The 26,895-nt window shown below is 71.1% G+C and carries 25 protein-coding genes; 15 read left to right on the top strand and 10 right to left on the bottom strand.

What is annotated here, in order from left to right; all coding sequences use genetic code 11:
• Positions 1 to 45: 45 nt before the first annotated feature.
• The 3 genes from recA (at position 46) to ACIF9R_RS19610 (ending at position 2,684) form a co-directional block, all read left to right on the top strand.
• Positions 46 to 1,164, top strand: a complete 1,119-nt coding sequence (gene recA, locus ACIF9R_RS19620; RefSeq protein ID WP_399981468.1) for a recombinase RecA — start codon at positions 46 to 48, stop codon at positions 1,162 to 1,164.
• Between the two features lie 3 nt (positions 1,165 to 1,167).
• On the top strand, positions 1,168 to 1,980 hold the full coding sequence (gene recX / locus ACIF9R_RS19615) for a recombination regulator RecX (protein ID WP_399981465.1): 813 nt from the start codon (positions 1,168 to 1,170) through the stop codon (positions 1,978 to 1,980).
• 179 nt (positions 1,981 to 2,159) lie between these two features.
• Complete coding sequence (locus tag ACIF9R_RS19610; RefSeq protein WP_399981462.1) at positions 2,160 to 2,684, top strand: universal stress protein; 525 nt, start codon at positions 2,160 to 2,162, stop codon at positions 2,682 to 2,684.
• 17 nt (positions 2,685 to 2,701) lie between these two features.
• Here ACIF9R_RS19610 and ACIF9R_RS19605 read toward each other — a convergent pair whose 3' ends face one another.
• On the bottom strand, positions 2,702 to 3,040 hold the full coding sequence (locus ACIF9R_RS19605; RefSeq protein WP_399981459.1) for a helix-turn-helix transcriptional regulator: 339 nt from the start codon (positions 3,038 to 3,040) through the stop codon (positions 2,702 to 2,704).
• Positions 3,041 to 3,306: 266 nt separating this feature from the next.
• Here ACIF9R_RS19605 and ACIF9R_RS19600 point away from each other — a divergent pair, with 266 nt between their 5' ends.
• On the top strand, positions 3,307 to 4,392 hold the full coding sequence (locus ACIF9R_RS19600) for a TerC family protein (protein ID WP_399981457.1): 1,086 nt from the start codon (positions 3,307 to 3,309) through the stop codon (positions 4,390 to 4,392).
• A 95-nt stretch (positions 4,393 to 4,487) separates the two neighbouring features.
• Here the strand turns inward: ACIF9R_RS19600 and ACIF9R_RS19595 are convergent, their stop codons facing one another.
• The 5 genes from ACIF9R_RS19595 to ACIF9R_RS19575 all read right to left on the bottom strand — a co-directional run bounded on the left by ACIF9R_RS19595 (position 4,488) and on the right by ACIF9R_RS19575 (position 9,826).
• Complete coding sequence (locus ACIF9R_RS19595) at positions 4,488 to 6,113, bottom strand: FAD-dependent monooxygenase (protein WP_399981454.1); 1,626 nt, start codon at positions 6,111 to 6,113, stop codon at positions 4,488 to 4,490.
• A gap of 294 nt (positions 6,114 to 6,407) precedes the next feature.
• Entirely contained in the window at positions 6,408 to 7,316 is a 909-nt protein-coding gene (locus tag ACIF9R_RS19590) for an amino acid ABC transporter permease (RefSeq protein ID WP_399981451.1), read from the bottom strand.
• A complete protein-coding gene (locus ACIF9R_RS19585) occupies positions 7,313 to 7,990 on the bottom strand; it encodes an amino acid ABC transporter permease (protein WP_399981448.1) in 678 nt (225 codons plus the stop codon). The genes ACIF9R_RS19590 and ACIF9R_RS19585 overlap by 4 nt, the downstream gene beginning before the upstream one ends.
• A 132-nt stretch (positions 7,991 to 8,122) precedes the next feature.
• Positions 8,123 to 8,968 carry a glutamate ABC transporter substrate-binding protein gene (locus ACIF9R_RS19580; protein WP_399981445.1) on the bottom strand — a complete coding sequence of 282 codons (846 nt, stop codon included), beginning with the start codon at positions 8,966 to 8,968 and terminating at the stop codon, positions 8,123 to 8,125.
• Positions 8,969 to 9,049: 81 nt separating this feature from the next.
• The gene (locus ACIF9R_RS19575; RefSeq protein WP_399981442.1) at positions 9,050 to 9,826 is read right to left on the bottom strand and encodes an amino acid ABC transporter ATP-binding protein; all 777 of its coding nucleotides are present in this window, start codon (positions 9,824 to 9,826) and stop codon (positions 9,050 to 9,052) included.
• A 283-nt stretch (positions 9,827 to 10,109) separates the two neighbouring features.
• On the opposite strand from ACIF9R_RS19575, the gene ACIF9R_RS19570 reads away from it, so the two are divergent.
• Positions 10,110 to 10,796 carry a response regulator transcription factor gene (locus ACIF9R_RS19570; RefSeq protein ID WP_399981439.1) on the top strand — a complete coding sequence of 229 codons (687 nt, stop codon included), beginning with the start codon at positions 10,110 to 10,112 and terminating at the stop codon, positions 10,794 to 10,796.
• Between the two features lie 9 nt (positions 10,797 to 10,805).
• Positions 10,806 to 12,239: a sensor histidine kinase gene (locus ACIF9R_RS19565; protein WP_399981437.1), complete on the top strand. Its 1,434-nt coding sequence runs from the start codon at positions 10,806 to 10,808 to the stop codon at positions 12,237 to 12,239.
• Here ACIF9R_RS19565 and ACIF9R_RS19560 read toward each other — a convergent pair.
• A complete protein-coding gene (locus ACIF9R_RS19560; protein ID WP_399981434.1) occupies positions 12,218 to 13,213 on the bottom strand; it encodes a TAXI family TRAP transporter solute-binding subunit in 996 nt (331 codons plus the stop codon). The genes ACIF9R_RS19565 and ACIF9R_RS19560 overlap by 22 nt on opposite strands.
• A gap of 87 nt (positions 13,214 to 13,300) precedes the next feature.
• Between ACIF9R_RS19560 and ACIF9R_RS19555 the strand changes: the two genes are divergently transcribed.
• From ACIF9R_RS19555 to ACIF9R_RS19545, 3 genes are all read left to right on the top strand, one after another.
• Positions 13,301 to 13,708 carry a MazG nucleotide pyrophosphohydrolase domain-containing protein gene (locus ACIF9R_RS19555; protein WP_399981431.1) on the top strand — a complete coding sequence of 136 codons (408 nt, stop codon included), beginning with the start codon at positions 13,301 to 13,303 and terminating at the stop codon, positions 13,706 to 13,708.
• Positions 13,709 to 13,888: 180 nt separating this feature from the next.
• Positions 13,889 to 15,406 (top strand): tRNA (N6-isopentenyl adenosine(37)-C2)-methylthiotransferase MiaB, encoded by a 1,518-nt coding sequence (miaB, locus tag ACIF9R_RS19550; RefSeq protein ID WP_399981427.1) that lies wholly within the window; start codon positions 13,889 to 13,891, stop codon positions 15,404 to 15,406.
• Between the two features lie 83 nt (positions 15,407 to 15,489).
• Positions 15,490 to 16,203 (top strand): class III extradiol dioxygenase subunit B-like domain-containing protein, encoded by a 714-nt coding sequence (locus ACIF9R_RS19545; protein WP_399981424.1) that lies wholly within the window; start codon positions 15,490 to 15,492, stop codon positions 16,201 to 16,203.
• Positions 16,204 to 16,435: 232 nt separating this feature from the next.
• On the opposite strand, the gene ACIF9R_RS19540 is transcribed toward ACIF9R_RS19545, so the two are convergent.
• Both ACIF9R_RS19540 and ACIF9R_RS19535 read right to left on the bottom strand, forming a co-directional pair.
• Entirely contained in the window at positions 16,436 to 16,711 is a 276-nt protein-coding gene (locus ACIF9R_RS19540) for an antitoxin (protein WP_399981422.1), read from the bottom strand.
• Between the two features lie 23 nt (positions 16,712 to 16,734).
• Complete coding sequence (locus tag ACIF9R_RS19535; RefSeq protein ID WP_399981419.1) at positions 16,735 to 17,022, bottom strand: hypothetical protein; 288 nt, start codon at positions 17,020 to 17,022, stop codon at positions 16,735 to 16,737.
• A gap of 182 nt (positions 17,023 to 17,204) precedes the next feature.
• Here ACIF9R_RS19535 and miaA point away from each other — a divergent pair, with 182 nt between their 5' ends.
• The 6 genes from miaA (at position 17,205) to hflX (ending at position 25,512) form a co-directional block, all read left to right on the top strand.
• Positions 17,205 to 18,143: a tRNA (adenosine(37)-N6)-dimethylallyltransferase MiaA gene (miaA, locus tag ACIF9R_RS19530; RefSeq protein ID WP_399981417.1), complete on the top strand. Its 939-nt coding sequence runs from the start codon at positions 17,205 to 17,207 to the stop codon at positions 18,141 to 18,143.
• A 107-nt stretch (positions 18,144 to 18,250) separates the two neighbouring features.
• Positions 18,251 to 18,751, top strand: a complete 501-nt coding sequence (locus ACIF9R_RS19525) for a hypothetical protein (RefSeq protein ID WP_399981523.1) — start codon at positions 18,251 to 18,253, stop codon at positions 18,749 to 18,751.
• A 107-nt stretch (positions 18,752 to 18,858) separates the two neighbouring features.
• Entirely contained in the window at positions 18,859 to 19,728 is an 870-nt protein-coding gene (gene dapF, locus ACIF9R_RS19520) for a diaminopimelate epimerase (RefSeq protein ID WP_399981414.1), read from the top strand.
• Between the two features lie 299 nt (positions 19,729 to 20,027).
• Positions 20,028 to 22,214 carry a RelA/SpoT family protein gene (locus ACIF9R_RS19515; RefSeq protein WP_399981412.1) on the top strand — a complete coding sequence of 729 codons (2,187 nt, stop codon included), beginning with the start codon at positions 20,028 to 20,030 and terminating at the stop codon, positions 22,212 to 22,214.
• A 120-nt stretch (positions 22,215 to 22,334) separates the two neighbouring features.
• Positions 22,335 to 23,861, top strand: coding sequence for a M1 family metallopeptidase (locus ACIF9R_RS19510; RefSeq protein WP_399981521.1), 1,527 nt, complete (start codon positions 22,335 to 22,337; stop codon positions 23,859 to 23,861).
• 157 nt (positions 23,862 to 24,018) lie between these two features.
• On the top strand, positions 24,019 to 25,512 hold the full coding sequence (gene hflX, locus ACIF9R_RS19505; protein WP_399981409.1) for a GTPase HflX: 1,494 nt from the start codon (positions 24,019 to 24,021) through the stop codon (positions 25,510 to 25,512).
• 138 nt (positions 25,513 to 25,650) lie between these two features.
• On the opposite strand, the gene ACIF9R_RS19500 is transcribed toward hflX, so the two are convergent.
• On the bottom strand, positions 25,651 to 26,871 hold the full coding sequence (locus ACIF9R_RS19500) for a trypsin-like serine peptidase (protein ID WP_399981406.1): 1,221 nt from the start codon (positions 26,869 to 26,871) through the stop codon (positions 25,651 to 25,653).
• Between the last annotated feature and the right edge of the window lie 24 nt (positions 26,872 to 26,895).

Genomic DNA, 26,895 nt, shown 5'->3' with positions numbered 1-26,895 from the left:
GTCTTTGACGTGAAGCGATCGACTCAAGCAAACCGGGTGGAACCCATGGCAGGAACCGACCGCGAGAAGGCGCTCGACGCCGCGCTCGCACAGATTGAACGACAATTCGGCAAGGGCGCGGTCATGCGCATGGGTGACCGGACGAAGGAGCCCATCGAGGTCATCCCGACCGGGTCGACCGCGCTCGACGTGGCCCTCGGTGTCGGCGGTCTGCCGCGCGGCCGTGTGGTGGAGGTCTACGGACCGGAATCCTCCGGTAAGACGACCCTGACCCTGCACGCCGTGGCGAACGCGCAGAAGGCCGGCGGCCAGGTCGCCTTCGTGGACGCGGAGCACGCCCTCGACCCCGAGTACGCGAAGAAGCTCGGCGTCGACATCGACAACCTGATCCTGTCCCAGCCGGACAACGGTGAGCAGGCCCTGGAGATCGTGGACATGCTCGTCCGCTCCGGCGCCCTCGACCTCATCGTCATCGACTCCGTCGCGGCACTCGTCCCGCGCGCGGAGATCGAGGGCGAGATGGGCGACAGCCACGTGGGCCTGCAGGCCCGCCTGATGAGCCAGGCCCTGCGCAAGATCACCAGCGCGCTCAACCAGTCCAAGACCACCGCGATCTTCATCAACCAGCTCCGCGAGAAGATCGGTGTGATGTTCGGTTCCCCGGAGACCACGACCGGTGGCCGCGCGCTGAAGTTCTACGCCTCGGTGCGCCTCGACATCCGGCGCATCGAGACCCTCAAGGACGGCACCGACGCGGTCGGCAACCGCACCCGCGTCAAGGTCGTCAAGAACAAGGTGGCGCCGCCCTTCAAGCAGGCGGAGTTCGACATCCTCTACGGCCAGGGCATCAGCCGCGAGGGCGGCCTGATCGACATGGGCGTGGAGCACGGCTTCGTCCGCAAGGCCGGCGCCTGGTACACGTACGAGGGCGACCAGCTCGGCCAGGGCAAGGAGAACGCCCGCAACTTCCTGAAGGACAACCCCGACCTCGCCAACGAGATCGAGAAGAAGATCCTGAAGAAGCTGGGTGTCGGCGTACAGCCCGAGGAGTCCGCCGCCGAGGCGGGCGCGGACGCCACGGGCACCGCCGCGGCCGAGCCGGCCGCGGTACCGGCCCCGGCGGCCAAGGCCTCCAAGTCCAGGGCCGCAGCGGCCAAGAGCTGACCCGTGACCCGACGAACCGACTGGGCCGAGTACGAGTTCGGTGCCTCCGGTGCCCCCCGGGGGAGGGGCATCGAAGGCGGTGAAGGCTCGGCCGTGCCCGGTGGTGCGACGTACGACTACGGCACGGGTGAGGGCGGCCTCCAGAGAGCGGACTCCGGGCGCGGCCGGCGGCGCGGCGGTGGCGCACGGGCGGGCGGCTCGCGTGACGGCGGGCCGCGCGGTGGACGCGGGCGCAGTCGCCGGGCCTTCGGCGAGGCGGCCGCGGCGGACGGGGGTACCTCTTCCTCGCCGAGGGCGGAGCGGGAGGAGCCTCCCGGGGACCCGGTCGAGCGGGCGCGGGCCATCTGTCTGCGCCTGCTCACCGGGACTCCGCGCACCCGGAAGCAGCTCGCCGACGCGCTGCGCGAGCGGGAGATCCCGGACGAGGCCGCGGAGGAGGTGCTGTCCCGGTTCGAGGAGGTCGGACTGATCAACGACGGCGCCTTCGCGGACGCCTGGGTGGAGTCCCGGCATCACGGCCGGGGACTGGCCCGGCGCGCGCTCGCCCGGGAACTGCGCACCAAGGGCGTCGACCCCGAGCTGATCGACGCGGCCGTGTCCCGGCTCGACTCCGACCAGGAGGAGGAGACCGCGCGCGAACTGGTCGCCCGTAAGCTGCGAGCGACCCGCGGGCTCGACCGCGACAAGCGCCTGCGCCGCCTCGCGGGCATGCTCGCCCGCAAGGGCTACTCCGAGGGCCTGGCCCTGCGCGTGGTCCGGCAGGCGCTGGAAGAAGAGGGCGAGGACCTGGACTTCCCCGGCGACGAACCCGTGTGACACGGCGGGGGGTACGCGGCTCCGTCGTACGTCGCGTGCTGCCGCGGTCGGTGCCACGGACCTCGGATCATGCGAGCCCTGTTACGCGAAAAATCTTTCGCGTAACTGTTGACGTGCTTTCCTGGGGGAGGGGACCCTGGAAGTGCCCTTTCCTCTCTCGTCCGGAAGGCGTGACGATCATGAGCATCCTCGGCCCGTCCTTCTCGCCCGCCGCGAACACGGTCTCCACGTCGGGTCGTTCACACCCTCCGCGCCCTGTGGCCGCGGTGCTGGCCGACCGTCTCGACGACGTCCCCGTGGTGGACACGGCTGCCCGGCTCGCCGTCGCGCGTGGCGCACCGCTGCTGCTGATCGCCGTACTGCCACCACTGCTACCACGAGCTGTGGCGCCGGCGCCGGACGGCGTGACGGTCCGCGCGGTGCTGGGGCGTGCTCTTCCGCGCCTGGCCCACGCGGGGATCGGGTACGAGCCGGCCGTCTGTCACCGTCCCGCCGGGCGAGGCGGACGGCTGTGCGCGGCGAAGGGCCTGCTGGACGCGGCCATCGCCCACCGCTGCTCACGCCTGGTGGTCTCCCGCAGCGGACCGGCGGGGCTCGATGCGCACACGGTGATGGAGGCGGCGGCGATCCGGGGCGGCCCGTTCGTCCATGCGGCTCCGCCTGTGCCCTGGGCGCCGCTGACCGCCCCGCGCTCCTTCGTCTGACACGGACGCCGGAGGCCTTACGAGGCGGCGCGTCCGGAGTCTGCTGCCGGGGTGTCCTCGCGATGGATGAAGGTCGCCAGCAGGTCACCGACGGGGTGGTCGGCCTCGGTGGGATGGCGCAGGGCGACGGTGGGGTCGATCGTGTAGCGGTTGCGGCGGCCGACGCGTGTGCGCGTGAGATAGCCGGCCGCTTCGAGGTCGGCGACGATCAACTGTACGGCGCGTTCGGTGATGCCGATGTGCTCGGCGACGTCCCGGAGCCGTGCATCGGGGTCCTGGGCGAGGGCGATCAGGACGCGGGCGTGATTGGTCAGGAACGTCCACTGGTCGCCGCGTCCGGAGGGGGGCTGGCTCATGACCTTCATCTTACGAAGCGAGCTTCGCCTGTCCAGCGTCGTTTCGCGAAATCCAATTGACGAAAAAGTTTTCGCGTAACTCTTGACGGGTTTTGGTGGAGCAGGTGATGATGAACACATCGCCAGATGTCCTCCCTTGTCAGAGTTGAGAAGGTTTTCGATGTCTGTCCGCACCCAGACCCGTCCCGCCGAGTCCGGCCCGTTGGTCCGCGCCGTCACGCCCGCCCTCTCAGCCCTCCGACTCCGCCCCAGGAACTCGATGCCCCATGAATGATCTGTCGTTCGCCGTCCCGCTGTGGGTGTGGGCCGCGGTGTCGCTCGTCATCGCCGTCATGCTCGCCGTGGATCTGATCGCCCACCGCGACAACCACGTCATCGGGTTCAAGGAAGCGGCCGTCTGGTCCGGGGTGTGGATCGCGATCGGCCTGGCCTTCGGCCTGGTCCTGCTCGCGTGGCAGGGCGGAGAGGTGTCCTCCACGTACTACGCCGGATACCTGATCGAGAAGGCACTGTCGATCGACAATGTCTTCGTCTTCGCCCTGGTCTTCTCGTTCTTCGCCGTGCCCGACGCCTATCAGCACAAAGTCCTGTTCTGGGGTGTCATCGGCGCCCTGGTGTTCCGGCTGGTGTTCATCTTCGTCGGCGCCGAACTGCTGCAACTCTTCTTCTGGACCGCCTACCTGTTCGGCGCGTTCCTCATCTGGACCGGCTACAAGATGGCCGTCTCCAAGGACGAGGAAGTCCATCCCGACCGCAACATCGTCGTCCGTCTGGTCAAGAAGATCGTCCCCACCGACCCGACGTTCCACGGTGGCCGGTTCTTCACGAAGATCAACGGGCGGCGCGTGGCCACCCTGCTGTTCGTGGCCCTGGTCGCGATCGAGGCCACGGACCTGATCTTCGCCGTCGACTCCGTCGCCGCGATCCTCGCGATCACCACCAACACCTTCCTGGTGTGGACCGCCAACGCCTTCGCGGTGCTCGGCCTGCGCAGCCTGTACTTCTGCCTGGCCGGGCTGCTGCGCCGCTTCGGCTACCTCCACTACGGGCTCGCGGTGCTGCTCGCCTTCGCCGGCGTCAAGCTGATCCTGTCCGAAACCCCCGTGGGCAAGTTGCCCATCCCCCTCACCCTCGGCGTCATCGTCGTCACCATCACGGTGTCCATCGGCTGGTCCCTGTTCGCCACGCGTGACGACCACGGTGACCACGGCGGCACCACGCCGGGTACGGGCAGTGCGGGCGGGGCCGAAACCGGCCCGGCGACCGGCCCGGCGACCGGCCCGGCGACCGGCCCGGCGGCCGGCTCGAGCTCCGCACCTTCCGCCCGCTCGCGCGGTACGGAGCCGAACTGACCGTCGCGGTCACCTCCGCTCCACTGTTCCCGGGTGGGCGCCGCACCCACGGCGCCCACGGCCGACGCACCGCGGCGATACGCCGGACCGGAACCTCAGCGCGACGCCGCCCCGGCGTCCTCCTTGGCGTCCGTCTCCGTCTCCGTCTCCGCCGAGGCCGGCCCGCCGAGCACCGCGTCCGCCGCCGTGTACAGATCCGCCGGGCGGACCCCGCTCAGCGCCGTCACCAGATGACCGTCGGGGCGCACCAGCAGCACCGTGTGGGCCGCCGCCCCCGGGTAGCTCTCGGCGACCAGCAGTTCGGCGCGGTGCGGCAGCGCCGAGACGGCCGCCGCCAGCCGGGGCATGATCCCGGCGGACACCCAGTGCCGTCGCTCCCACACACCCGTACCCGGCGCGATCAGCACCACCAGCAGCGCGCCCCGGCCCAGCCGGTCCCGGAGCCGGACGAACGTGCCGTCCTCCGCCGTGACCCGCACATCGGTCACCGCCGCACCGAGCGCTGTCCCGACCGGCGCCTCGCCCTCGAGCCGGCCGGGCGTGAGCGGGGAGTTCGCGTACCCTCCCGGCGCGCCCAGCGCGCCCCGCCCCAGGTGACCGTCCATCAGCAGTGTGTCGTGCCCCCGCGCGGAGCCGGGAACGTAGGCACGCAGTCCTCCCCCGCCCCGCAGCAGCGGCAGCGCCTGGTCGGCGGCGCGCAGCCGGGCGGCGACGATCGCGCGGCGCTCGGTCTGGTAGCTGTCGAGCAGCGCCTCGTGCGGCCCGTGGTGCCAGGCCAGCGCCAGCTTCCAGGCGAGGTTGTCCGCGTCGCGCAGCCCCTCGTCCAGCCCGTGCGTGCCCAGGGCGCCCAGCAGATGGGCCGCGTCCCCGGCGAGGAACACCCGGTCGGCCCGCCAGCGCCGGGCCAGCCGGTGGTGCACCGTGTGGACCCCGGTGTCCAGGAGTTCGTACGGCGGGGTCGGACCGCCGCCCCAGCCGGCCAGGGTCTCCCGGATGCGGGTCAGCAGCAGTTCGGGCGTGACCAGGTCCTTGCCCGGCGGGAGCAGCCAGTCCAGCCGCCACACGTCGTCCGGCAGCGGCCGCGCGATGATCTCTCCGGCGGAGGGACCGGACGTACGCCATGGCGGCAGGCGGTGCAGCAGGGCCTCGTCGTACCAGGGAAGCTCGGTGCGCAGGGTGGCCACGGCGTGTCGCTCCACCGCGGTACGGCCGGGGAAGCGGATGTCCTGGAGCTTGCGCACGGTCGAGCGCGGTCCGTCGCAGCCGACCAGGTAACTGCCGCGCCACCAGGTGCCCGTCGCGCCGCGCGTGCGGGCGGTGACGCCCGAGGGTTCCTGCTCTATGGTGTCCAGCCGGCTCTCCACGGCGGTCCTCACCAGCCGCTCGCCGACGAGAGCCTGGCGCAGGGCATCCGTCAGGACGTGCTGGGCGATGTGCAGGGGAGCGGGATCGCCGTCGCCGAAGGCGATCTCACACATCACCTGCTTGCGCCGCACCGACCGCCATCCGGCCCAACGGACACCGGCGTGCGCGAGCGGTACGCCGGTCAGCCGCTCGAGCAGCGCGGCCGTGTCCTCGCGCAGGACGACGGTGCGGGCCGGACGGGGCTCGTCCTTGCCCGGCCCTTCGTCGAGCACCACGCACGGCACCTCCTGACGTGCCAGCGCCAGTGCGAGCGTCAGCCCGACGGGCCCCGCTCCGACGATGATCACCGGGTCCACGGCGCGGCGCCCCCTGCCCGAAGTGACGTCCGAAGGGACGTGGCGGAACAGGAAGATGGAGCAGGGTGCACGATCACAGAACGTATGCAACCTATTGCCGGTGCTTGCGTCAAGTGACCGAAGGCCGGTGGCGATCAAGAAAGAGGGCAACGGCCCGCCCCATCACTTGACTGCTCATCACACCAGCCCCGGGCGTACGGCTCCGCGGCACCAACCGGATCGGCCGGCAACTCGACATGGCTGTGGCCCGCCGAATCCCGGCGGGCCACAGTGATCCCGTACGGCAGGGGGATGTCAGATGGTGCCGCCCGCACCGGTCCCGTGCGTGCCGCCCACCTCGGCCGCGTTGAGGTCGTCGATGTCGTCCGCGCCGAGCACCGCGCCCGTGCTCCGCTTGCTGCGGCGCAGCCGTGCCTCGAGCCAGGAGGCGAACGAGGTGAGGATGAAGTTGAGGACGATGAAGATGACCGCCACCACGATGAAGCTGGGGATGACGTTCGCGTAGTTGGCCGCCAGCGTGCCGCGCGAGTTGAGCAGTTCGGTGAAGCCGAGCATCACGCCGCCCAGCGCGGTGTCCTTCACGATGACGACCAGCTGGCTGACGATCGCCGGGAGCATGACCGTGACCGCCTGCGGCAGCAGGATGCTGCGCATCGTCTGGCTCTTGCGCAGACCGATCGCCTGGGCGGCCTCGCTCTGGCCCCGGGGCAGGGCGAGAATGCCGGCCCGGACCACCTCGGCGAGGACCGAGGCGTTGTAGAGCACCAGGCCGGTGACGACCGCGTACAGGGGCCGGTCGCCACTGCTGACGTCCGTGGAACGGGCGAAGAACTCGTTGGCGAACAGCATCAGCAGCAGCACCGGGATGGCGCGGAAGAACTCGACCACCGCGCCGGCCGGGCCACGCACCCAACGGTGGTCGGACAAACGTGCGATGCCGAGGATCGCGCCCAGCGGGAGGGCGATCACCATGGCGAGACTCGCTGCCTTCAGCGTGTCGGCCAGGCCCGGCAGCAGGTACGTCGTCCACGCGTCGGACGTGGTGAAGGGCTCCCACAGGGACCATTCGAGCTGGCCCTTGTCGTCCAGCACCCGCCAGACCCACCACAGCAGCAGGGCGAGCAGGACGAAGAAGACGACCGAGAAGATCAGGTTGCGCCGCTTGGCCTTCGGGCCGGGAGCGTCGTAGAGAACAGAAGTCATCGCTTCACCGCCAGGCGCTTGCTCAGCCAGTTGAGGAACAGGCCGGTGGGCAGGGTCAGTACCACGAACCCGAAGGCGAAGACCGCGCCGATGAGCAGCGTCTGTGCCTCGTTCTCGATCATTTCCTTCATCAGCAGCGCGGCCTCCGCCACACCGATGGTGGCCGCCACGGTCGTGTTCTTCGTCAGCGCGATCAGCACGTTGGCCAGGGGACCGATCACCGAGCGGAAGGCCTGGGGCAGCACGACGAGCCGGAGCACCTGACTGAAGCTCAGCCCGAGGGCCCGTGCGGCCTCCGCCTGCCCGACGGGCACCGTGTTGATGCCGGAACGGATCGCCTCGCACACGAAGGCGGCGGTGTAGGCGACGAGACCGAGCACGGCCAGCCGGAAGTACTTGAGTTCGAAGTCGTCCGGGGCACCCATCGCCAGGCCGAAGATGTCGGCGAGGCCGAGCGACGTGAAGACGATGATGACGGTCAGGGGAATGTTCCGGACGATGTTCACGTAGGCGGTGCCGAACCCGCGCATCAGCGGGACCGGGCTGACCCGCATGGCCGCCAGCAGGGTGCCCCAGACCAGGGATCCGATGGCCGAGAAGACGGTGAGTTGCACCGTGACCCAGAAAGCGCCCAGCAGGGACGGGTCGTCATAGTTTGAAAGAAAGTCGAACACGATCTCCCGCGCTTCCGGGTGTGTGACGTACGTGTCGGACGTGACGCGCCGCCGCCGGGGAAGTGGTGGGCGGCGGCACGTCGGCGGATCCCCGCGTCTGCCGCGGGGATCCTGCGTCGGAGAAGTCCCGCCTTACTGGACGAGCTGGCCGATCTTCGGGGCCTCCTCGTTCTTGTAGTTCGCCGGGCCGAAGTTCTCGTCGACAGCCTTCTGCCACGAACCGTCGCTGACCATCTTCTCGAGGGCCTTGTTGACCTTGTTCAGGGTCTCGGTGTCGCCCTTCTTGACGCCGATGCCGTAGTTCTCGTTGCTCAGCTTCAGGCCGGCGAGCTTGAACTTGCCCTTGTACTGCTCCTGCGCGGCGTAGCCGGCGAGGATCGAGTCGTCGGTGGTCAGCGCGTCCACCTGGCCGGTCTGCAGGGCGGACAGGCACTCGGAGTAGCCACCGCGCTCACTCAGCTGGGCCTTCGGAGCGAAGTCCTTCTTGACGTTCTGCGCCGAGGTGGAGCCGGTCACCGAGCAGAGCTTCTTGTCGTTCAGGTCGGTGGCCTCGGAGATGTCCGAGTCGGCCTTGACCAGCAGGTCCTGGTGGGCCAGCAGGTACGGGCCGGCGAAGTCGACCTTCTGCTTGCGCTCGTCGGTGATCGAGTAGGTCGCCGCGATGAGCTTCACGTCACCGCGCGAGAGGGCGTTCTCACGTTCGGCGCTCTTGGTCTCGATCCACTCGATCTGGTCGGGCTCGTAGCCGAGCTCCTTGGCGACGTAGGTCGCCACGTCCACGTCGAAGCCGGAGAAGTCGCCGCCCGGCTCCTTCAGCCCGAGGCCGGGCTGGTCGTACTTGATGCCGATCTTGATCTTCTCGCCGCCGCCCGAGGAGGACGAGCCGCTGTTACCGCTGTCGTCGCCGCCACAGGCGGTCGCGGTCAGGGCGAGGGCGAACACGGCGGCCGAGGCGGCGGTGACCTTGCGGAGCTTCATGGTGCACATCCTTTGACTGGTGAAATGATGCGGCCCGGTCCATGTCCGGTGACGCGAATCGGCAGGGCCCGAGGGGCGCTGTCAGTGGTGAAGGATCTTCGACAGGAAGTCCTTGGCGCGGTCGCTGCGCGGGTTGCTGAAGAACTGGTCCGGCGAGGCCTCTTCGACGATGCGACCGTCTGCCATGAACACCACACGATTTGCAGCCGAACGGGCGAATCCCATCTCGTGGGTGACGACGATCATGGTCATGCCGTCGCGGGCGAGCTGCTGCATGACCTCCAGCACCTCGTTGATCATCTCGGGGTCGAGAGCCGAGGTCGGCTCGTCGAAGAGCATGACCTTGGGCTCCATCGCCAGGGCCCGCGCGATGGCGACACGCTGCTGCTGGCCACCGGAGAGCTGTGCGGGGTACTTCTCGGCCTGCGCGCTCACGCCGACCCGGTCGAGCAGGGCACGGGCCCGCTCCTCGGCCGCCTTCTTGTCCTTCTTGCGGACCTTGACCTGGCCCAGCGTCACGTTCTCCAGCACGGTCTTGTGCGCGAAGAGGTTGAAGGACTGGAAGACCATGCCCACGTCGGCCCGGAGCCGGGCGAGTTCCTTGCCCTCGTCGGGCAGGGGCTTGCCGTCGATGGTGATCGACCCGTCGTCGATCGTCTCAAGTCGGTTGATGGTGCGGCACAGGGTGGACTTGCCGGACCCGGAGGGTCCGATGACCACGACGACTTCGCCGCGGGCGATCGTCAGGTCGATGTCCTGGAGTACGTGCAACGCGCCGAAGTGCTTGTTGACGCTCTTCAGGACGACCAGATCGCCGGTCGCGGCCACATCTTCCTTGGCCACCGATACTTCGGTCATCGCTCTCAGGCTCCGTCCTCCTCGGTTTCGGAGGAGAGTAGTAATCCTCCAGACCTGCGTCATTACATCTGAGGGGAATCTGAGCATCACGATCCGATAGCAATCGGACACCTGTCGTAGCACTTGTGAGCAGGGGTGATTTCGGCCGGGTAACGGTACGAAAGCGCAACCGGAACTCTCTTGACGCCGTCCTCATTCATCGGCGTGACTGCACAGTGCACGCGCGCGTTCACGCGTTTTCACAGAGACGGATCGTACGGCCGATGAACCGAAGGGGGCCCTGGTGAGACTGCTTCTTGTCGAGGACGACAACCACGTCGCCGCCGCCCTGTCGGCGGTGCTGGCGCGGCACGGTTTCGACGTCACCCACGCGCGCAGCGGCGAGGAGGCCCTCCAGGCGCTGGTCCCCGAGGGGGACGGCTTCGGCGTGGTCCTGCTCGACCTGGGGCTGCCCGACCAGGACGGCTACGAGGTCTGCGGCAAGATCCGCAAACGCACCGCCACCCCGGTGATCATGGTCACCGCGCGGTCCGACGTCCGCTCCCGCATCCACGGACTCAACCTCGGTGCCGACGACTACGTGGTCAAGCCCTACGACACGGGCGAGCTGCTCGCACGGATCCACGCCGTCAGCCGGCGCAGCGTCCAGGAGGAGGCCACGGGCAGCACCGAGACGGAGCTGCGCCTCGGCCCGGTCCGTATCGAGCTGCCGACCCGCCAGGTCAGCGTGAACGGTGCGGTGGTGCAGCTGACCCGCAAGGAGTTCGATCTGCTCGCCCTGCTCGCACAGCGGCCGGGAGTCGTCTTCCGCCGGGAACAGATCATCAGCGAGGTGTGGCGCACCAGCTGGGAGGGGACCGGGCGCACCCTGGAGGTGCACGTCGCCTCCCTGCGCGCCAAGCTGCGCATGCCCGCCCTCATCGAGACCGTACGCGGCGTCGGCTACCGGCTCGTCGCCCCGACGGGCTAGCGGCACCAGGTGCATACGCGTCTGCTTCCGCTGCTCATCGTCCTGATGGCGGCCGTGCTGCTCGCTCTCGGCATCCCGCTGGCCGTCAGTCTGGCCGGCGCGCAGCAGCAGAAGGTCGTCGTCGACCGGATCGACGACACCGCGCGATTCGCTGCCCTCGCCCAGTTCGTCACCGAGCCCGCCGCCCCGACCGCCGGGGATACCGACGAGCGCCGGGAGACGCTCAGCAGCGAGCTCCGCAGCTACCACCGGGTGTACGGCATCCGCGCGGGTGTCTTCTACCGCAACGACTCGCCCATGGCGCACGCCCCGGCCGACTGGTTCCTGCCCCCCACGGGCGAGGTGCGCGACGCCTTCGAGGAGGCGCTGCTCAGCCGGCGCAGCCACGACCCCGAGCAGGTGTGGCCCTGGCAGCGGCGCAGTCTCGTGGTGGCCTCACCCGTCATCCGGGACGGTGACGTCGTCGCCGTCGTGGTCACCGACTCGCCGACCGGGCAGATGCGGTCCCGCATCCTGCGCGGCTGGCTGGTCATCGCCGCGGGGGAGGCGGCCGCGATGCTGCTGGCCGTCGGCGCGGCCCTGCGACTGACCGGCTGGGTGCTGCGACCCGTACGGGTCCTGGACGCCACCACCCACGACATCGCCACCGGGAGGCTGAAGTCCAGGGTCGCGGCGGCCGGCGGACCGCCGGAGCTCAGACGGCTCGCCCGGTCGTTCAACGAGATGGCGGACAACGTCGAGAGCGTGCTGGAGCAGCAGCGCGCCTTCGTCGCGGACGCCTCCCACCAGCTGCGCAACCCGCTCTCGGCGCTGCTGCTGAGGATCGAGCTGCTCGCCCTGGAGCTGCCGGAGGGCAATGCGGAGATCGCCTCTGTCCAGGCCGAGGGCAGGCGCCTGGCGGAGGTCCTGGACGATCTGCTCGATCTCGCGCTGGCCGAGCACAGCGAGCCGCACCTCCAGGTCGCCGACATCGGCGCCCTCGCCGCCGAGCGCGTCGCCGCCTGGTCACCCGCCGCCGAGGCCAAGGGCGTGCGGCTGACCGGAGCCTGCCCGCCGACCACCGCGTGGGCCGACCCCGTCGCACTGTCCAGCGTGCTCGACGCGGTCATCGACAACGCGGTGAAGTTCACGCCCGAGGGCGAGACCGTCGAGGTGAGCGTCTCGTCCAACGGTGACACCTCCACGGTCGTCGTCACCGACGACGGCCCGGGACTGACCGAGGAGGAGCTGACCCGCGTCGGCGACCGCTTCTGGCGCAGCGGCCGGCACCAGAACATCAAGGGGTCGGGTCTCGGTCTGTCCATCTCCCGGGCCCTGCTCGCGGCGGGCGGCGGCTCGATCGCGTACGGACGGCACGAGCCGCACGGACTGCGGGTGACGGTGACCGTGCCGAGGGACGCGCCCGCGGGTGAGCCGACGGCTCAGGGTTTGACGGACCGGTAGTAGCGGCGCGCGCCCTCGTGCAGCAGCAGCGGATCGGTGTAGATCGCGGTGCGTACGTCGACCAGCTGGGCGGAGTGGACGTGCGCGCCGATGCCGTCGCGGCTCCTGAGCACGACCCGGGTCAGCCACTCGGTGAGCCGGGGGTCCGCGTCCGTCCGGGTGATCAGGAGGTTGGACACCGCCATCGTCGGGACGGCCGAGCCGAGCTGACTGCCCGGGTAGGCGGACTCCGGCATGTTCGTGGCCCGGTAGTAGCGCGTGGCGCCGCCCTGCTCGTGCAGCTTCGCGACCAGGTCCGCCTCGATCGGCACGAACCGCAGCGCGGACTGCTCGGCGAACGTCTTCAGTCCGTCCGTGGGCAGCCCGCCGGACCAGAAGAAGGCGTCCAGACCGTGGCCCAGTCGCGCGGGGCCGGTGTCGATGCCGTCGGAGGAGGGCCTGATGTCCTTCTCCGGATCGATGCCGGCGGCCGTGAGCACCCGGTCGGCGATGAGCCGGACCCCCGACTTGGGCGGCCCTATGGCGACCCGCTTGCCCCGCAGATCCCCGACGGAGCGGATACCCGAGCCGGGCGCGACCGCGAGCTGCACATAGTCGTCGTACAGGCGCGCCACCCCGCGCAGCCGGTCGGCGCCGGGCCGGTGGTCCAGCCGGTACGTCTCCACCGCGTCGGCCGCGGCGATGGCGAAGTCGGCCTGGCCGGTCGCCACGCGGCGCACGTTCTCCTGCGAGCCGTCGCTCGTCTCCAGCCGGACATCGAGGTCGGGCATGTTCTTGCCGAGCGAGGTGCGCAACAGCTCGCCGTACTTCTGGTAGACCCCGGCACGGGTGCCCGTGCTCAGGGTGATCGCCCCGCCGGGCGGGTCCTCGCTCCAGGGGGCCAGCCACCACAGCAGCAGCCCGAGCGCCACGAGGGCGGCGGCCGCGCCCCGCAGGGCCCGTCGCCTGCCGAGCCGGGACAGCGTGGGGGACATGCGCGTGATCCTGCCAGCCCGTGTCTCCGCTGACCAGGGCGGAGCTCACAGAAAGGGGTGGCGCGGGCGCACCGCTACAGTCGCGGCATGAGTGCTTCGCCTGCCGATCTGGTGCGTGAGTTCCACCGTGCGTTCGGGCTGGACGCGCGGGACAAACCGTCCGAGGTCTCGCCGGACCTCGCCGCCCACCGCGGCGGACTGCTCGCCGAGGAGGCCAGGGAGGTCGCCGAGGTGTCGGTCACCGGCCCGCTCGACCGGCTGGCGCACGAACTGGCCGACGTCGTCTATGTCGCGTACGGCACGGCGCTGGTCCACGGGATCGGCCTGGACGACGTGATCGCCGAGGTCCACCGTTCCAACATGACCAAGCTCGGCCCCGGCGGGGAGGTCGGCCGACGTGCCGACGGCAAGATCCTCAAGGGCGACCACTACGAGGCTCCGGACGTCTCGGCGGTGCTGCGCCGGCAGGGATGGACACCGCGCGGGGAGGCCTGAGCGGGTCCGCCCGCCGGGAGGACGCGTGGTCGCCCTCCGCGCGGACCCGACGGCCGCCGCGGCCCGCGGCGGGCCCCGGCCGCGCGCCGGTGCTCCGGGCACCGCGTACCACCTGGGCCCGCGGGGCTTACGGGCCTCCGCGCGGGAGAGCTGTCCGTGGCACCGCCTACTCTTGGGGACATGAGCAGCATCGACCGGAGCCAGTCAGTGGGCGGCACGCGCACGTACGAAGTACGCACCTACGGGTGCCAGATGAACGTCCACGACTCCGAGCGATTGTCCGGGCTGCTGGAGGACGCGGGTTACGTCCGCGCCGCGGAGGGGTCCGACGGCGACGCCGACGTCGTCGTCTTCAACACCTGCGCCGTGCGGGAGAACGCCGACAACAAGCTGTACGGCAACCTCGGCCACCTCGCCCCGAAGAAGGCGAGCCGACCCGGCATGCAGATCGCGGTCGGCGGCTGCCTGGCGCAGAAGGACCGCGACACGATCGTGAAGCGGGCCCCCTGGGTGGACGTCGTCTTCGGCACGCACAACATCGGCAAGCTGCCCGTCCTGCTGGAGCGCGCCCGCGTCCAGGAGGAGGCACAGGTCGAGATCGCCGAGTCGCTGGAGGCGTTCCCCTCCACGCTGCCGACCCGGCGCGAGAGCGCCTACGCCGCCTGGGTCTCCATCTCCGTCGGCTGCAACAACACCTGCACCTTCTGCATCGTCCCCGCGCTGCGCGGCAAGGAGAAGGACCGCCGCCCCGGCGACATCCTCGCCGAGATCGAGGCCCTGGTCGGTGAGGGGGTCTCGGAGATCACCCTGCTCGGCCAGAACGTCAACGCGTACGGCTCCGACATCGGCGACCGTGAGGCGTTCGGCAAGCTGCTGCGGGCCTGCGGGACGATCGACGGCCTGGAGCGCGTCCGCTTCACCTCCCCGCACCCGCGCGACTTCACCGACGACGTCATCGCCGCCATGGCCGAGACGCCCAACGTGATGCCGCAGCTCCACATGCCGCTCCAGTCCGGCTCCGACCCGGTCCTGAAGGCGATGCGCCGTTCCTACCGGCAGGAGCGCTTCCTCGGGATCATCGACAAGGTCCGGTCCGCGATTCCGCACGCGGCGATCAGCACCGACATCATCGTCGGCTTCCCCGGCGAGACCGAGGCGGACTTCGAGCAGACCCTGCACGTGGTCCGCGAGGCCCGCTTCGCCCAGGCGTTCACCTTCCAGTACTCCAAGCGTCCCGGCACCCCGGCCGCCGAAATGGACGGGCAGATCCCCAAGAAGGTCGTCCAGGAACGCTACGAGCGGCTGGTCGCCCTCCAGGAGCAGATTTCCTGGGAGGAGAACAAGAAGCAGGTCGGCCGCACGCTGGAGTTGATGGTCGCCGAGGGCGAGGGCCGCAAGGACGGCACCACGCACCGCCTCTCCGGCCGTGCCCCCGACAGCCGCCTGGTGCACTTCACCAAGCCCGAGCGGGACGTGCGCCCCGGCGACGTGGTCACCGTCGAGATCACCTACGCCGCCCCGCACCATCTCCTCGCCGAGGGTGCCGTGCTGGACGTGCGCCGCACCCGCGCGGGTGACGCCTGGGAGAGGCGCAGCGGCGAGAAGGCGGCACGACCCGCGGGCGTGCTGCTCGGCCTGCCCAAGGTGGGCGTGCCCGAGCCGCTTCCCGCGGCCACCGGCGGCTGCGCCGTCGACTGACCCGGCCCACCCGCCCCCCGGCGGTACGGCCACGCCCGGTGGTGGACCGTGCCGCCGTTCCGGGCCGCAGTAGGCTGCTGATCATGCTTGTCGCCGCCGCAGTCTGCCCCTGCCCGCCGCTGCTCGTGCCGCAGGTCGCCGCGGGTGCCGCCCCCGAGCTGGACACCGCGCGCGCCGCGTGCACGGACGCCCTGGGGGTGCTCGCCGCCGCCCGGCCCGATCTGCTGGTGGTGGTCGGCCCGGCGGACGGCACCGGGCCCGAGACCTATCCGCAGGGCACTGCGGGGTCCTTCCGGGGCTTCGGCGTCGACCTGGACGTACGACTGGGGCAGGGCGAGGACACGGCCGGGCGGGAACTGCCGTACGGGCTCGCCGTCGGCGCCTGGCTGCTGAACCGGACCGGATGGACGGACGCTCCCGTCGAGGGCCGGGGCGTGGGGGAACCTCTCACGGCCGAGCGGTGTACCGAGGAGGGGGAGCGCATCGCGGGCCGGGCGGAGCGGGTGGCGATGCTGGTGATGGGTGACGCCAGTGCCTGCCGCACGCTCAAGGCACCGGGCTACCTCGACGAGCGCGCGGCCCCCTTCGACGCGCGGCTCGCGCGCGCCCTGGGCGCCGCCGACACCGGAGCGCTGCGTTCACTGGACGCCGGGCTGGCCCGCGAGCTGAGGGTGTCGGGCCGGGCACCCTGGCAGGTACTCGCCGGCGCGGCGGCGGGGAACGGGAAGCTGGAAGGCACGCTGCTGTACGAGGACGCTCCGTACGGGGTGGGCTACATCGTGGCCACCTGGTCCTAGAGGCCGATACCGTCCGCGGCCGTCGGTCCGGCCGCCGTCACCCGGTCCGGGCTCGCGTCGGCCGCGCTGTTGGACGCCCACGGCCGCAGGCCGCCCGCCGGTCTCCGGTCGTCGTCCCGGGCCGTGCGCCGGCACGGCCGGCGGCGCGTTCCGGCGCCCTCCGTCCGATGCCGGCAGCGGCGGACGGCCGGGAGCGATCGGTGTGCTCCGCGGCCGTCCGTCGGTGTGCCGCTCAGGAAGCGGGCGGCGGCCCGGCCGGCGGCGTGGTGGTGTCGTCCGTCCCCGGGCCGCCGGGGTCGTTCTTGTGCGTGAAGCGGTCCACGGCGCCCTTGGCCTTCCCGGTACCCGACTGGATCCGGTCGCTGTACTTGCCCTTGGTCCGCTTGTCGACGGTCTGCGCGGCCTTGTCCAGACCGTGCTGGATCTTGCCCTCGTGCTGCTGCGCGAGGCCGGAGACCTTGTCCTTGGCCGGGCCGATCTTGGCCTTCAGATTGTCCAGCAGACCCATGATGTACCTTCCCTCGCGGCGACCTATGTGCGGGCGCCCTCCCCGGCCTCACTGCCGGCGGCCTCGGAGGACTGCTGCTTCGGGATGTCGACGGCCTCGGTGCCGGTGACCCGGCCGGCCTCCCGCACCGCAGGCTCCGCGGTCTCCGGGGCCCCGGTGGTGCCCTTCGGCTCCGTGGTCCCGGCCGCGTCCTGCGCACCGATCCCGTCCTCCGCGCCCGCACCGGCTGTCACTCCGTCGGCCCGGGCCTCGGCGGCTGCCGTCTCCTCCGTGGTCTTCGGCCTCCGAAAAAGCCGTGCAAAAACGCCCATATCCACTCCATACATTACTCGTACGGGCGACATTCCGCGCCGCCCGATGTGTCCGTTCGTGTGACCCCGGCCATCGCCGCCGCGATCCGGCGACGGGAACCTCGCAACGGGCAACGACCCGGCCGGTGCGGCGTCACGTAACCCGTTCGAGAGCGGGGTGCGAGGTTTGCGAGACTGGATCGGTGAGCAGCGCACCCCTCGTCCCCCGTGTCATCGCCGTCGTCGGGCCCACCGCGGCCGGAAAATCCGATCTGGGCGTCTTTCTGGCCCAGCGGCTCGGCGGAGAAGTCGTCAACGCCGACTCGATGCAGCTCTACCGGGGGATGGACATCGGCACCGCCAAGCTGACGCCCGGGGAGCGCGGTGGTGTCCCGCACCATCTGCTGGACATCTGGGACGTCACCGTCACCGCGTCCGTCGCCGAGTACCAACGGCTGGCCCGGGAACGGATCGACGCGCTGCTCGCCGACGGACGCTGGCCCGTCCTGGTCGGCGGATCCGGTCTCTATGTGCGCGGAGCCGTCGACAACCTTCGGTTCCCGGGCACCGATCCCGAGGTCAGGGCCCGTCTGGAGGAGGAACTCACGCTGCGCGGACCCGGTGCGCTGCACGCGCGCCTCGCCGCGGCGGACCCCGCGGCCGCACGGGCGATCCTGCCGGGCAACGGCCGCCGCATCGTCCGCGCGCTCGAAGTCATCGAGATCACCGGCAGGCCCTTCACCGCCAACCTCCCGGGCCACGACTCGGTCTACGAGACACTTCAGATCGGCGTCGACGTGGCCCGCCCGGAACTGGACGAGCGCATCGCCCGGCGGGTCGACCGGATGTGGGACGCGGGTCTGGTGGACGAAGTGCGCGCACTTCAGGCGCAAGGGTTGCGCGAGGGGCGTACGGCGTCGCGAGCGCTCGGCTACCAGCAGGTGCTCGCGGCCCTCGCAGGGGAGTGCACCCTCGAGGAGGCCCGGTCCGAGACCGTACGTGCCACCAAGCGCTTCGCGCGCCGTCAGGATTCATGGTTCAGGCGCGATCCCCGGGTGCACTGGTTGAGTGGGGCCGCGGCGGACCTCGCGGAACTTCCCCAGCTCGCGATGTCGTTGGTCGAACGACCGGTTACAGCCTGATCACGTCCTGGCATCGGGACGCCCAGGCCGTCATCCGGGCATGTGACGCCGTGCCATCATCGAGCTTCGATCGACCAGTGGAGTCCTAGTTGGGAGGGCGCGTGGCGATGGAGGCCGGCCCTCGCGACACCGCACACGGCACCGAACACCTCACGACCGAGCGGGGTGCACCGGAGGAGGAGACCGACCGTCTCACCTCCGACGGGCCGGAGGACACGGGCGGTGTGACCGACGACGGCCCCGAGCCGGACGAGATGTTCGCCGCCGGCGAGGCGGTCGAGGTGGAGCTGCGCCCGCAGCGCAGGCTGCGCCTGTGGCAGCTCGCGCCCATCGTCGCCCTGGCCGCGCTCGGCTCCCTGATGTTCGCCTTCCCGCTCGCCTTCGACTTCGGCGACAGCGGCGCGGTGATCGCCATGCTGGGGCTGTTGATCTGCTCCTGCTCGGCGGGCTGGGGCATGATGGCCGCCCGCAGGGTGGGGTACACCTGGCCGGGCCTGCCGGCCAGGGGCTCCGGACGCAGAGCCGACTGGCGGGTGGTGACCGCCTACGCCGTGATGGTCGCCGCCGTGGTCGGCCTGGCGGTCTGGCGGGTCGCCCGGCTGCGCTGACACCGCGCGGGGCGTCGGCTCACCGCCCCGGCGACGGACTGCCACCGGGCGGGGCGTCGGTCCAGCGGCGGCGACAGGCTGTCACCGGCACCCCGTACGATCGAGGAATGAGCACGCGGATCGCCTTCCTCAAGGGGCACGGCACGGAGAACGACTTCGTGATCGTCCCGGACCCCGAGAACGCCATCGACCTCCCCCCGGCCACCGTCGCCGCCCTGTGCGACCGCCGCGCGGGCATCGGCGGCGACGGGCTGCTCCACGTGGTGCGGTCCGCGGCGCACCCCGAGGCCCGGGGGATGGCGGCCGGGGCCGAGTGGTTCATGGACTACCGCAACGGCGACGGCTCGATCGCGGAGATGTGCGGCAACGGCGTGCGTGTGTTCGCGCGCTACCTCCAGCGCGCGGGGCATGTGTCCGCGGGAGACATCGCGATCGCCACGCGCGGGGGTGTGAAGACCGTGCACATCGCCAAGGAGGGCGACATCACCGTCGGCATGGGCCGGGCGCTGTTCCCCGAGGGCGAGGTCACCGTGAGCGTCGGAGGGCGCGAGTGGCCCGCGCGGAACGTGAACATGGGCAATCCGCACGCCGTGGCCTTCGTCGACGACCTCGCCCACGCGGGCGATCTGACGACCCCGCCCCCGGTCGGCCCGCCGTCCGCCTACCCGGACGGTGTGAACGTGGAGTTCGTCGTCGACCGCGGCCCGCGGCATGTGGCGCTGCGGGTGCACGAGCGCGGGGCGGGCGAGACCCGGTCCTGCGGCACGGGCGCGTGCGCGGTCGCCGTGGCCGCCGCCCGCAGGGACGGCGCCGACCCGGACGTCACCGGTACGCCGGCGACGTACACCGTGGACGTGCCCGGCGGCACCCTCGTGATCACCGAACGGCCCGGCGGCGAGATCGAGATGACCGGTCCCGCGGTGATCGTCGCCGAGGGCCTGATCGAGACGGAATGGCTGGAGAGCGCCCTTCGCTGACCAGGGCGCCGGCTGGGTATCCCAGCCCCGGGACGGCCCGGTGGCCGTATCCGCAGGACGGAGAGGGGTCTCGGGCTTCGAGATCATGGCTGACCACCGGCCCGATGGCGTGAAAGCGACTGCCGAGGGGCCTTCGCTCGATGGGGTGATCCGTTTCACGCTCGGCCGGAGGCGGCCGGTCCGGCGGGTCGGGGTCGGTAGCATCAAGCACCGGCCCGGACGGGGGACGAGTACCGTCCCCTGAGCCCGAGTCCGCCCTGGGGCACGCCGTCCGCCGGTCCACGCAGCCGGAGGTGCCCATGAACGCGGAGGCCGTGAATCCCGCGACCCCAGGCCCTGTGACATCTGGTCACGTCACACCCACGGGGTCGCGCAGGAAGTCCCGCCCCCGGCTCGACCTGCGTCGGCTCGGCCGGGCCGCGCTGCTCGGCGGCACCGCGCGTGACCGGCTCCCCGACGCCATCGGACACGTCGTCGACGCGCACCGTGCCCATTACCCCGACGCGGATCTCGAACCCCTGCGCCACGCCTATGTGTTGGCGGAGTCCTCGCACCGCGGTCAGATGCGCAAGAGCGGCGAGCCGTACATCACCCACCCGCTGGCCGTGACCCTCATCCTCGCCGAACTCGGCGCCGAGACGACGACGTTGACCGCCTCGCTGCTCCACGACACCGTCGAGGACACGGATGTGACGCTGGAACAGGTGCGGGACCAGTTCGGCGAGGAGGTCCGGTATCTCGTCGACGGCGTCACCAAGTTGGAGAAGGTCGACTACGGCGCCGCCGCCGAACCCGAGACCTTCCGCAAGATGCTCGTCGCCACCGGCAACGACGTCCGCGTGATGTCGATCAAACTCGCCGACCGGCTGCACAACATGCGCACGCTCGGTGTGATGCGTCTCGAGAAACAGGAACGCATCGCCAAGGTGACCCGGGACGTGCTCATCCCGCTCGCCGAACGGCTCGGTGTGCAGGCGCTCAAGACGGAGCTGGAAGACCTCGTCTTCGCGATTCTGCACCCCGAGGAGTACCGGCACACACGGGAGCTGGTCGTGCGCAACGCGGCCCGCGGGGACGACCCGCTCGCCGATGTCGCCGACGACGTGCGCAAGGTGCTCCGCGAGGCGGACATCACCGCCGAAGTCCTCATCCGCCCGCGCCACTTCGTCTCCGTGCACCGGGTGTCCCGGAAGCGCGGGCCGCTGCGGGGCGCCGACTTCGGCCGGGTGCTGGTACTGGTGAACGAGGACGCCGACTGCTACGGCGTCCTGGGCGAGCTGCACACCTGTATGACGCCCGTCGTCTCGGAGTTCAAGGACTTCATCGCCGTACCGAAGTTCAACCTGTACCAGTCGCTGCACACCGCCGTGTCCGGCGCGGACGGCCAGGTCGTCGAGGTGCTCATCCGCACCCATCAGATGCACAAGGTGGCCGAGGCCGGGGTCGTCGCCCTCGGCAACCCCTACGCCGCCTCGCCGGAGGAACAGTCCGCGAGCGACGGCGAACGCGTCGACCCCACCCGGCCCGGCTGGCTCTCCCGGCTCCTCGACTGGCAGCGGGCGGCGCCCGACCCCGACACCTTCTGGTCCACTCTGCGCGAGGACCTCGCCCAGGACCGCGAGATCACCGTCTTCCGCCCCGACGGAGGCAGGCTCGGTCTGCCCGAGGGGGCGACCTGTGTCGACGCCGCCTACGCGCAGTACGGCGAGGACGCCCACGCGTGTATCGGCGCCCGGGTCAACGGCCGGCTGGCGACGCTGAGCACCGTGCTGAAGGACGGCGACACCGTCCAGTTGCTGATGGGGCAGGAAGCGGCTTCCGAGCCCTCCCGGGAGTGGCTGGAGCACGCACACACCCCGGCCGCGCGGATCGCCATCCAACGGTGGCTGACGGCCCACCCCGCACAGGACGGCCACCCCGCACAGGACGAGGCGGCCGCGCCGGAAGCGGCCGCGACGTCCCGGCCGCTCTCCGGGGAACCTGCCCCGCCGCAGCCGCCGGACGTCCCGGAGACGGTGTCCGGCCGCCCCGCCGCCGCCCAGGTCCTGACCGACCGGCCCGGCGCGACCGTACGGCTGGCCGGCTGCTGCACGCCCGTACCGCCGGACGCCGTGACCGGTTTCGCGGTGCGCGGGGGAGTGGTCACCGTGCACCGCGCGGGGTGCGCCGGGGTGGCGGGGATGAGGAGCGAGGGACGCCCCGAGGTCGGTGTGCGCTGGGGGGAGGGCGCCGAGTGCCGGGTCACGCTGGTCGCGGAGTCGTTCGTGCGTCCGCATCTGCTCGCGGATCTCACCGAGGCCATGGCCGTCGAGGGTGCCGAGATCGTCTCCGCGACGGTCGAGCCGCCGGACCGGCAGCAGGTGCGGCACACCTACACGGTGCAGTTGCCGGATGCCGCCCGCCTTCCCACCCTGATGCGCGCGATGCGTGACGTGGCCGGGGTGTACGACGTGAGCCGGGCCCAGCCGCACCGCCCCGGTGACTGACGGATCCCCATGGCGTCCACATGGCGTCCGGGCGGTGTGATGATCCGATCGGGTGCGCCGGAAGCGCGCCGTCGCCGTCGCATACGCGCCCGCTGATAGCCGTGGGGCATGCCCATGCCCATGCCGCTCGCCCCTCGCCACCATGCCACCCGCCGCCGCCGGAGGGCGGCCACGGCGCTTGCCGCCTGTGCCGTCTCCGGCTGCCTGCTCTCCGCGAGTGCCCCGGCCGACCCGCTCGGCATCGGTGACCGCCTCTTCCCCCACCTGGGCAACCCCGGATACGACGTCCTGTCGTACGACCTCGCCCTGACCTATCCGGGCCGCAACGACCGGCCGCTCCAGGCCGTCACCACCATCGACGCCCGCCTCACCGCGGACCTGGACCGGATCAACCTCGACTTCACCCACGGCACGGTCAGGTCGGTCGAGGTCGACGGGCGTCCCGCCGCCTTCACCGGCGCCGGCGAGGACCTGGTGATCACCCCCGGGGACGGTCCCGGCGTGGGCGATCCGGTCCGTATCACCGTCCGCCACACCAGCGACCCGGTGGCCGGGGACCGCGAGGGCGGCTGGGTGCGCACCGCGGACGGCCTCGCCATGGCCAACCAGGCGGACGCGGCCCACCTGGTGTTTCCCTGCAACGACCACCCTTCCGACAAGGCGATGTTCACCTTCCGGATCACCGCCCCCGACGGCCACACCGCCGTCGCCAACGGTCTGCCCTCGGGCGTCGACCGCACGCGCGGGGCCACCACCTGGACGTACCGGACCCTGCACCCCATGGCGACGGAACTGGCCCAGGTGTCCATCGGCCGTTCCACGGTCGTGCACCGCGCCGGCCCGCACGGTCTGCCGCTGCGGGACGTCGTCCCCACCGGGCACCGCGCGCAGGCGGAACCGTGGCTGGCGAAGACCCCCGGACAGATCTCCTGGATGGAGGAGAGAGCCGGACGCTACCCGTTCGCCACCTACGGAATGCTCCTCGCCGACGCGTCCACCGGCTTCGCGCTCGAGACCCAGACGCTCTCCCTCTTCGAGCGCGAGATGTTCACCGATCCCGGACTCCCCGCCTGGTACGTGGAGTCGATCATGGTGCATGAACTGGCCCACCAGTGGTTCGGCAACAGCGTCAGCCCTCGCACCTGGTCCGACCTGTGGCTCAACGAGGGACACGCCACCTGGTACGAGGCGCTGTACGCCGAGGAGAAGGGCGGCGGATCCCTCGAGGCCCGGATGAAGGCCGCCTACGCGGCCTCCGACGGTGTGCGCGCGGCAGGAGGACCGCCGGCCGCCCCCAAGCCCCCGGAGCCCGGCCGGAAGATCGGCATCTTCCGGCCGAACGTCTACGCCGGCGGCGCGCTGGTGCTGTACGCCCTGCGCGAGGAGATCGGCCGCACCGCCTTCGAACGCCTGGAACGCGCCTGGGTCACCCGCCACCGCGACGGCACGGCCGGGACCTCCGACGTCGTCCGGCTGGCCTCCGAGACGGCCGGACGCGACCTGACCGGCTTCCTGCACCCCTGGCTCTACGGCGTCACGACCCCGCCGATGCCCGGCCACCCGGAATGGAAGGCGGCGGCCCGCGACGCGACGCCCGCCCGGCGGCCGGTACCGCCCGCGCACCGGCCGGGCGCGAGCCGGGAATAAGACGATGACGCCACGCCCGTCCCGTGCGACCATCGTCAGGTCGGCACCACACCGGCCACGGGAATCTCCCGGGCGGCCCGGACGTTGTGCACAGTGACGGAGTGCCCTGCCGGGCCGGCTCCGTCGCCAGAAAGTGACTCGACGACGTAAGGACCCAATGACCTCCTCTTCTTCCCCTTCCCAGGACACCAAGCGCTTCGCGGCCACCCCTACCGAAGGTCTTCGGGCCGATGCCCTGATGGAAGAGGACGTCGCCTGGAGCGTCGGGACCGACTCGGAGCGGGACGGCGACCAGTTCGACCGCTCCGAGCGTGCGGCCCTGCGCCGTGTCGCGGGCCTCTCCACCGAACTCGAGGACGTCACCGAGGTCGAGTACCGGCAGCTCCGGCTGGAGCGCGTGGTACTCGTCGGGGTGTGGACCTCGGGAACCGCGCAGGACGCGGAGAACTCCCTGGCGGAGCTCGCCGCCCTCGCCGAGACGGCGGGTGCCCTCGTTCTCGACGGCGTGATCCAGCGCCGTGACAAGCCCGACGCCGCCACCTACATCGGCTCCGGCAAGGCCCAGGAACTGCGCGACATCGTGCTCGACTCGGGCGCGGACACCGTCATCTGCGACGGTGAGCTCAGCCCCGGTCAGCTGATCCACCTCGAGGACGTCGTCAAGGTCAAGGTCATCGACCGTACGGCCCTGATCCTCGACATCTTCGCCCAGCACGCCAAGTCCCGTGAGGGCAAGGCACAGGTCGCACTCGCGCAGATGCAGTACATGCTGCCGCGACTGCGCGGCTGGGGTCAGTCGCTGTCCCGGCAGATGGGCGGCGGCAAGGGCGGCGGCCTCGCCACGCGTGGCCCCGGTGAAACCAAGATCGAAACGGACCGGCGGCGGATCCGCGAGAAGATGGCGAAGATGCGCCGTGAGATCGCGGAGATGAAGACCGGCCGCGAGATCAAGCGCCAGGAGCGCAAGCGCCACAAGGTGCCGTCCGTGGCCATCGCGGGCTACACCAACGCCGGTAAGTCCTCGCTGCTCAACCGCCTCACGGGCGCGGGCGTCCTGGTCGAGAACGCCCTGTTCGCGACCCTCGACCCGACCGTGCGCCGGGCCGAGACCCCGAGCGGCCGGCTGTACACGCTGGCCGACACCGTCGGCTTCGTCCGGCATCTGCCGCACCACCTGGTCGAGGCGTTCCGTTCCACGATGGAGGAGGTCGGCGACGCCGACCTGATCGTGCACGTGGTGGACGGTTCGCACCCGGTTCCCGAGGAGCAGCTGGCCGCCGTGCGCGAGGTGATCAGGGACGTCGGCGCCACCGACGTACCCGAGATCGTCGTGATCAACAAGGCGGACGCGGCCGACCCGCTGACGCTTCAGCGGCTGCTGCGGGTGGAGAAGAACTCCATCGCGGTCTCGGCCCGCACCGGCCAGGGCATCGAAGAACTGCGCGCGCTCATCGACAACGAGCTGCCCCGGCCGTCCGTGGAGATCGAGGCACTCGTGCCGTACACCCACGGCAAGCTGGTCGCCCGTGCCCATGACGAGGGTGAGGTGATCTCCGAGGAGCACACCACGGAGGGCACCCTGATCAAGGTGCGGGTGCACGAGGAGCTGGCGGCGGAACTCACGCCGTACGTTCCCACTCCGGCCGGCTGATCCCGCCCGAGGCGACGTGAAGGCCCGCCCCCTGCTTCTGGCAGGGGGCGGGCCTTCACAGGTCCGGGCAGAGCGAGAACCGGCCCGGAGCGCCGCCCGGCCCCGGTGCGCGGCGGCACGCGGGACCGGGCCGGCCGGTCACTGACCGGCGAACTTCCCGCTGACCGCGTCGTACACGCCCTTGGCCTCGTCACCGAGGCGCGGTCCGGCGAGCCAGCCCGACGTCACGGGGCCGATGGAGGTGTTGGACACCAGCGCGGGCCTGCCGTCCGAACCGGCCGAGACCCAGCCGCCCCCGGACGAACCGGCGGTCATGCTGCACCCGATGCGGTACATCGTCGGGTCGTTCGCGCCGAGCGACAGCCGCCCGGGCTTGTCGGCGCAGCGGTACAGGGTCTGGCCGTCGTACGGCGGAGCCGCCGGGTAGCCGATCGCCGTCAGCTCCTCCGTCTCGGCGGCCGAGGGGGCGTTGAAGTCCACCGGCAGCGCCGAACCGACCGTCTCCTCCAGCGACTTGCCGTCCCCGCCCTTCTCCGGCGTCGCATGGATGACCGCGAAGTCGTAGCTGGCGCCGTCACCACCGGTGGCGCCACCCTGCTCGATCCACTGGTCCGAGGTCTGCGCCCAGTCACCCCACCAGATGCCGTACGGGGCGACCTCTTCCTCGGTGGCGCTCTCGAGCTCCTTCGCCGACTTGCCGGCGTCGTTGTACGACGGCACGAACGCGATGTTGCGGTACCAGCCGCCCTTCTTTCCAGCGTGCACACAGTGGCCCGCCGTCCACACCATGTTGGACTTGCCCGGGTTGGCCGGGTCCTGCACCACCGTCGCCGAGCAGACCATCGTCCCCTCGGGGGAGTCGAAGAAGACCTTCCCGGCCGTGGGGGCGTTGGCGTGGTACGACGGTGCGACGGCCGCCGCCTGCACCGGCTCCGGGGTGGGGTCGGTCACGCCCTGGTCACCGGAGATGTCGTTCTCGTCGACCCCCTGGTCGGGCTCCTCGGCATCCCGCATGCGGTCCGGGTCCCACAGGTCCTCGATGATCGGGTTGACGTAGTCCTGCGCCTCGCGCAGCCAGTCGTCCTTGTCCCAGTTCTTCCAGGCCCCGTCCCGCCACTTGTCGATATCGATCCCGTGCTCCTTGAGCCGGTCCCTGATGTCGTCCGGGATCTTCAGCTTGCCGTCGTCGGCAGCGGCGGTCGCGGAAGGGTCGGCGCTCGCGTCGGCGCCGCCCGAGTCGCAGGCGGTGGCGGTGAGGGCGAGCGCCGAGGCGAGTGCGACAGCGGCCAGAACGGGGGAGGTTCCGCGCCGGGCCCGCCCCCCTCGGCGAGCGGTGGACGACGGCCGTATGGATCGCATGATCTGACTCCCCCTGATGAACGA

The sequence above is a fragment of the Streptomyces sp. NPDC086080 genome, from assembly GCF_044540255.1.
Taxonomy (GTDB): Bacteria; Actinomycetota; Actinomycetes; order Streptomycetales; family Streptomycetaceae; genus Streptomyces.
The sequence above is the reverse complement of the archived record's forward strand: the minus strand, read 5'-3'. Positions and strand labels throughout refer to the sequence as shown.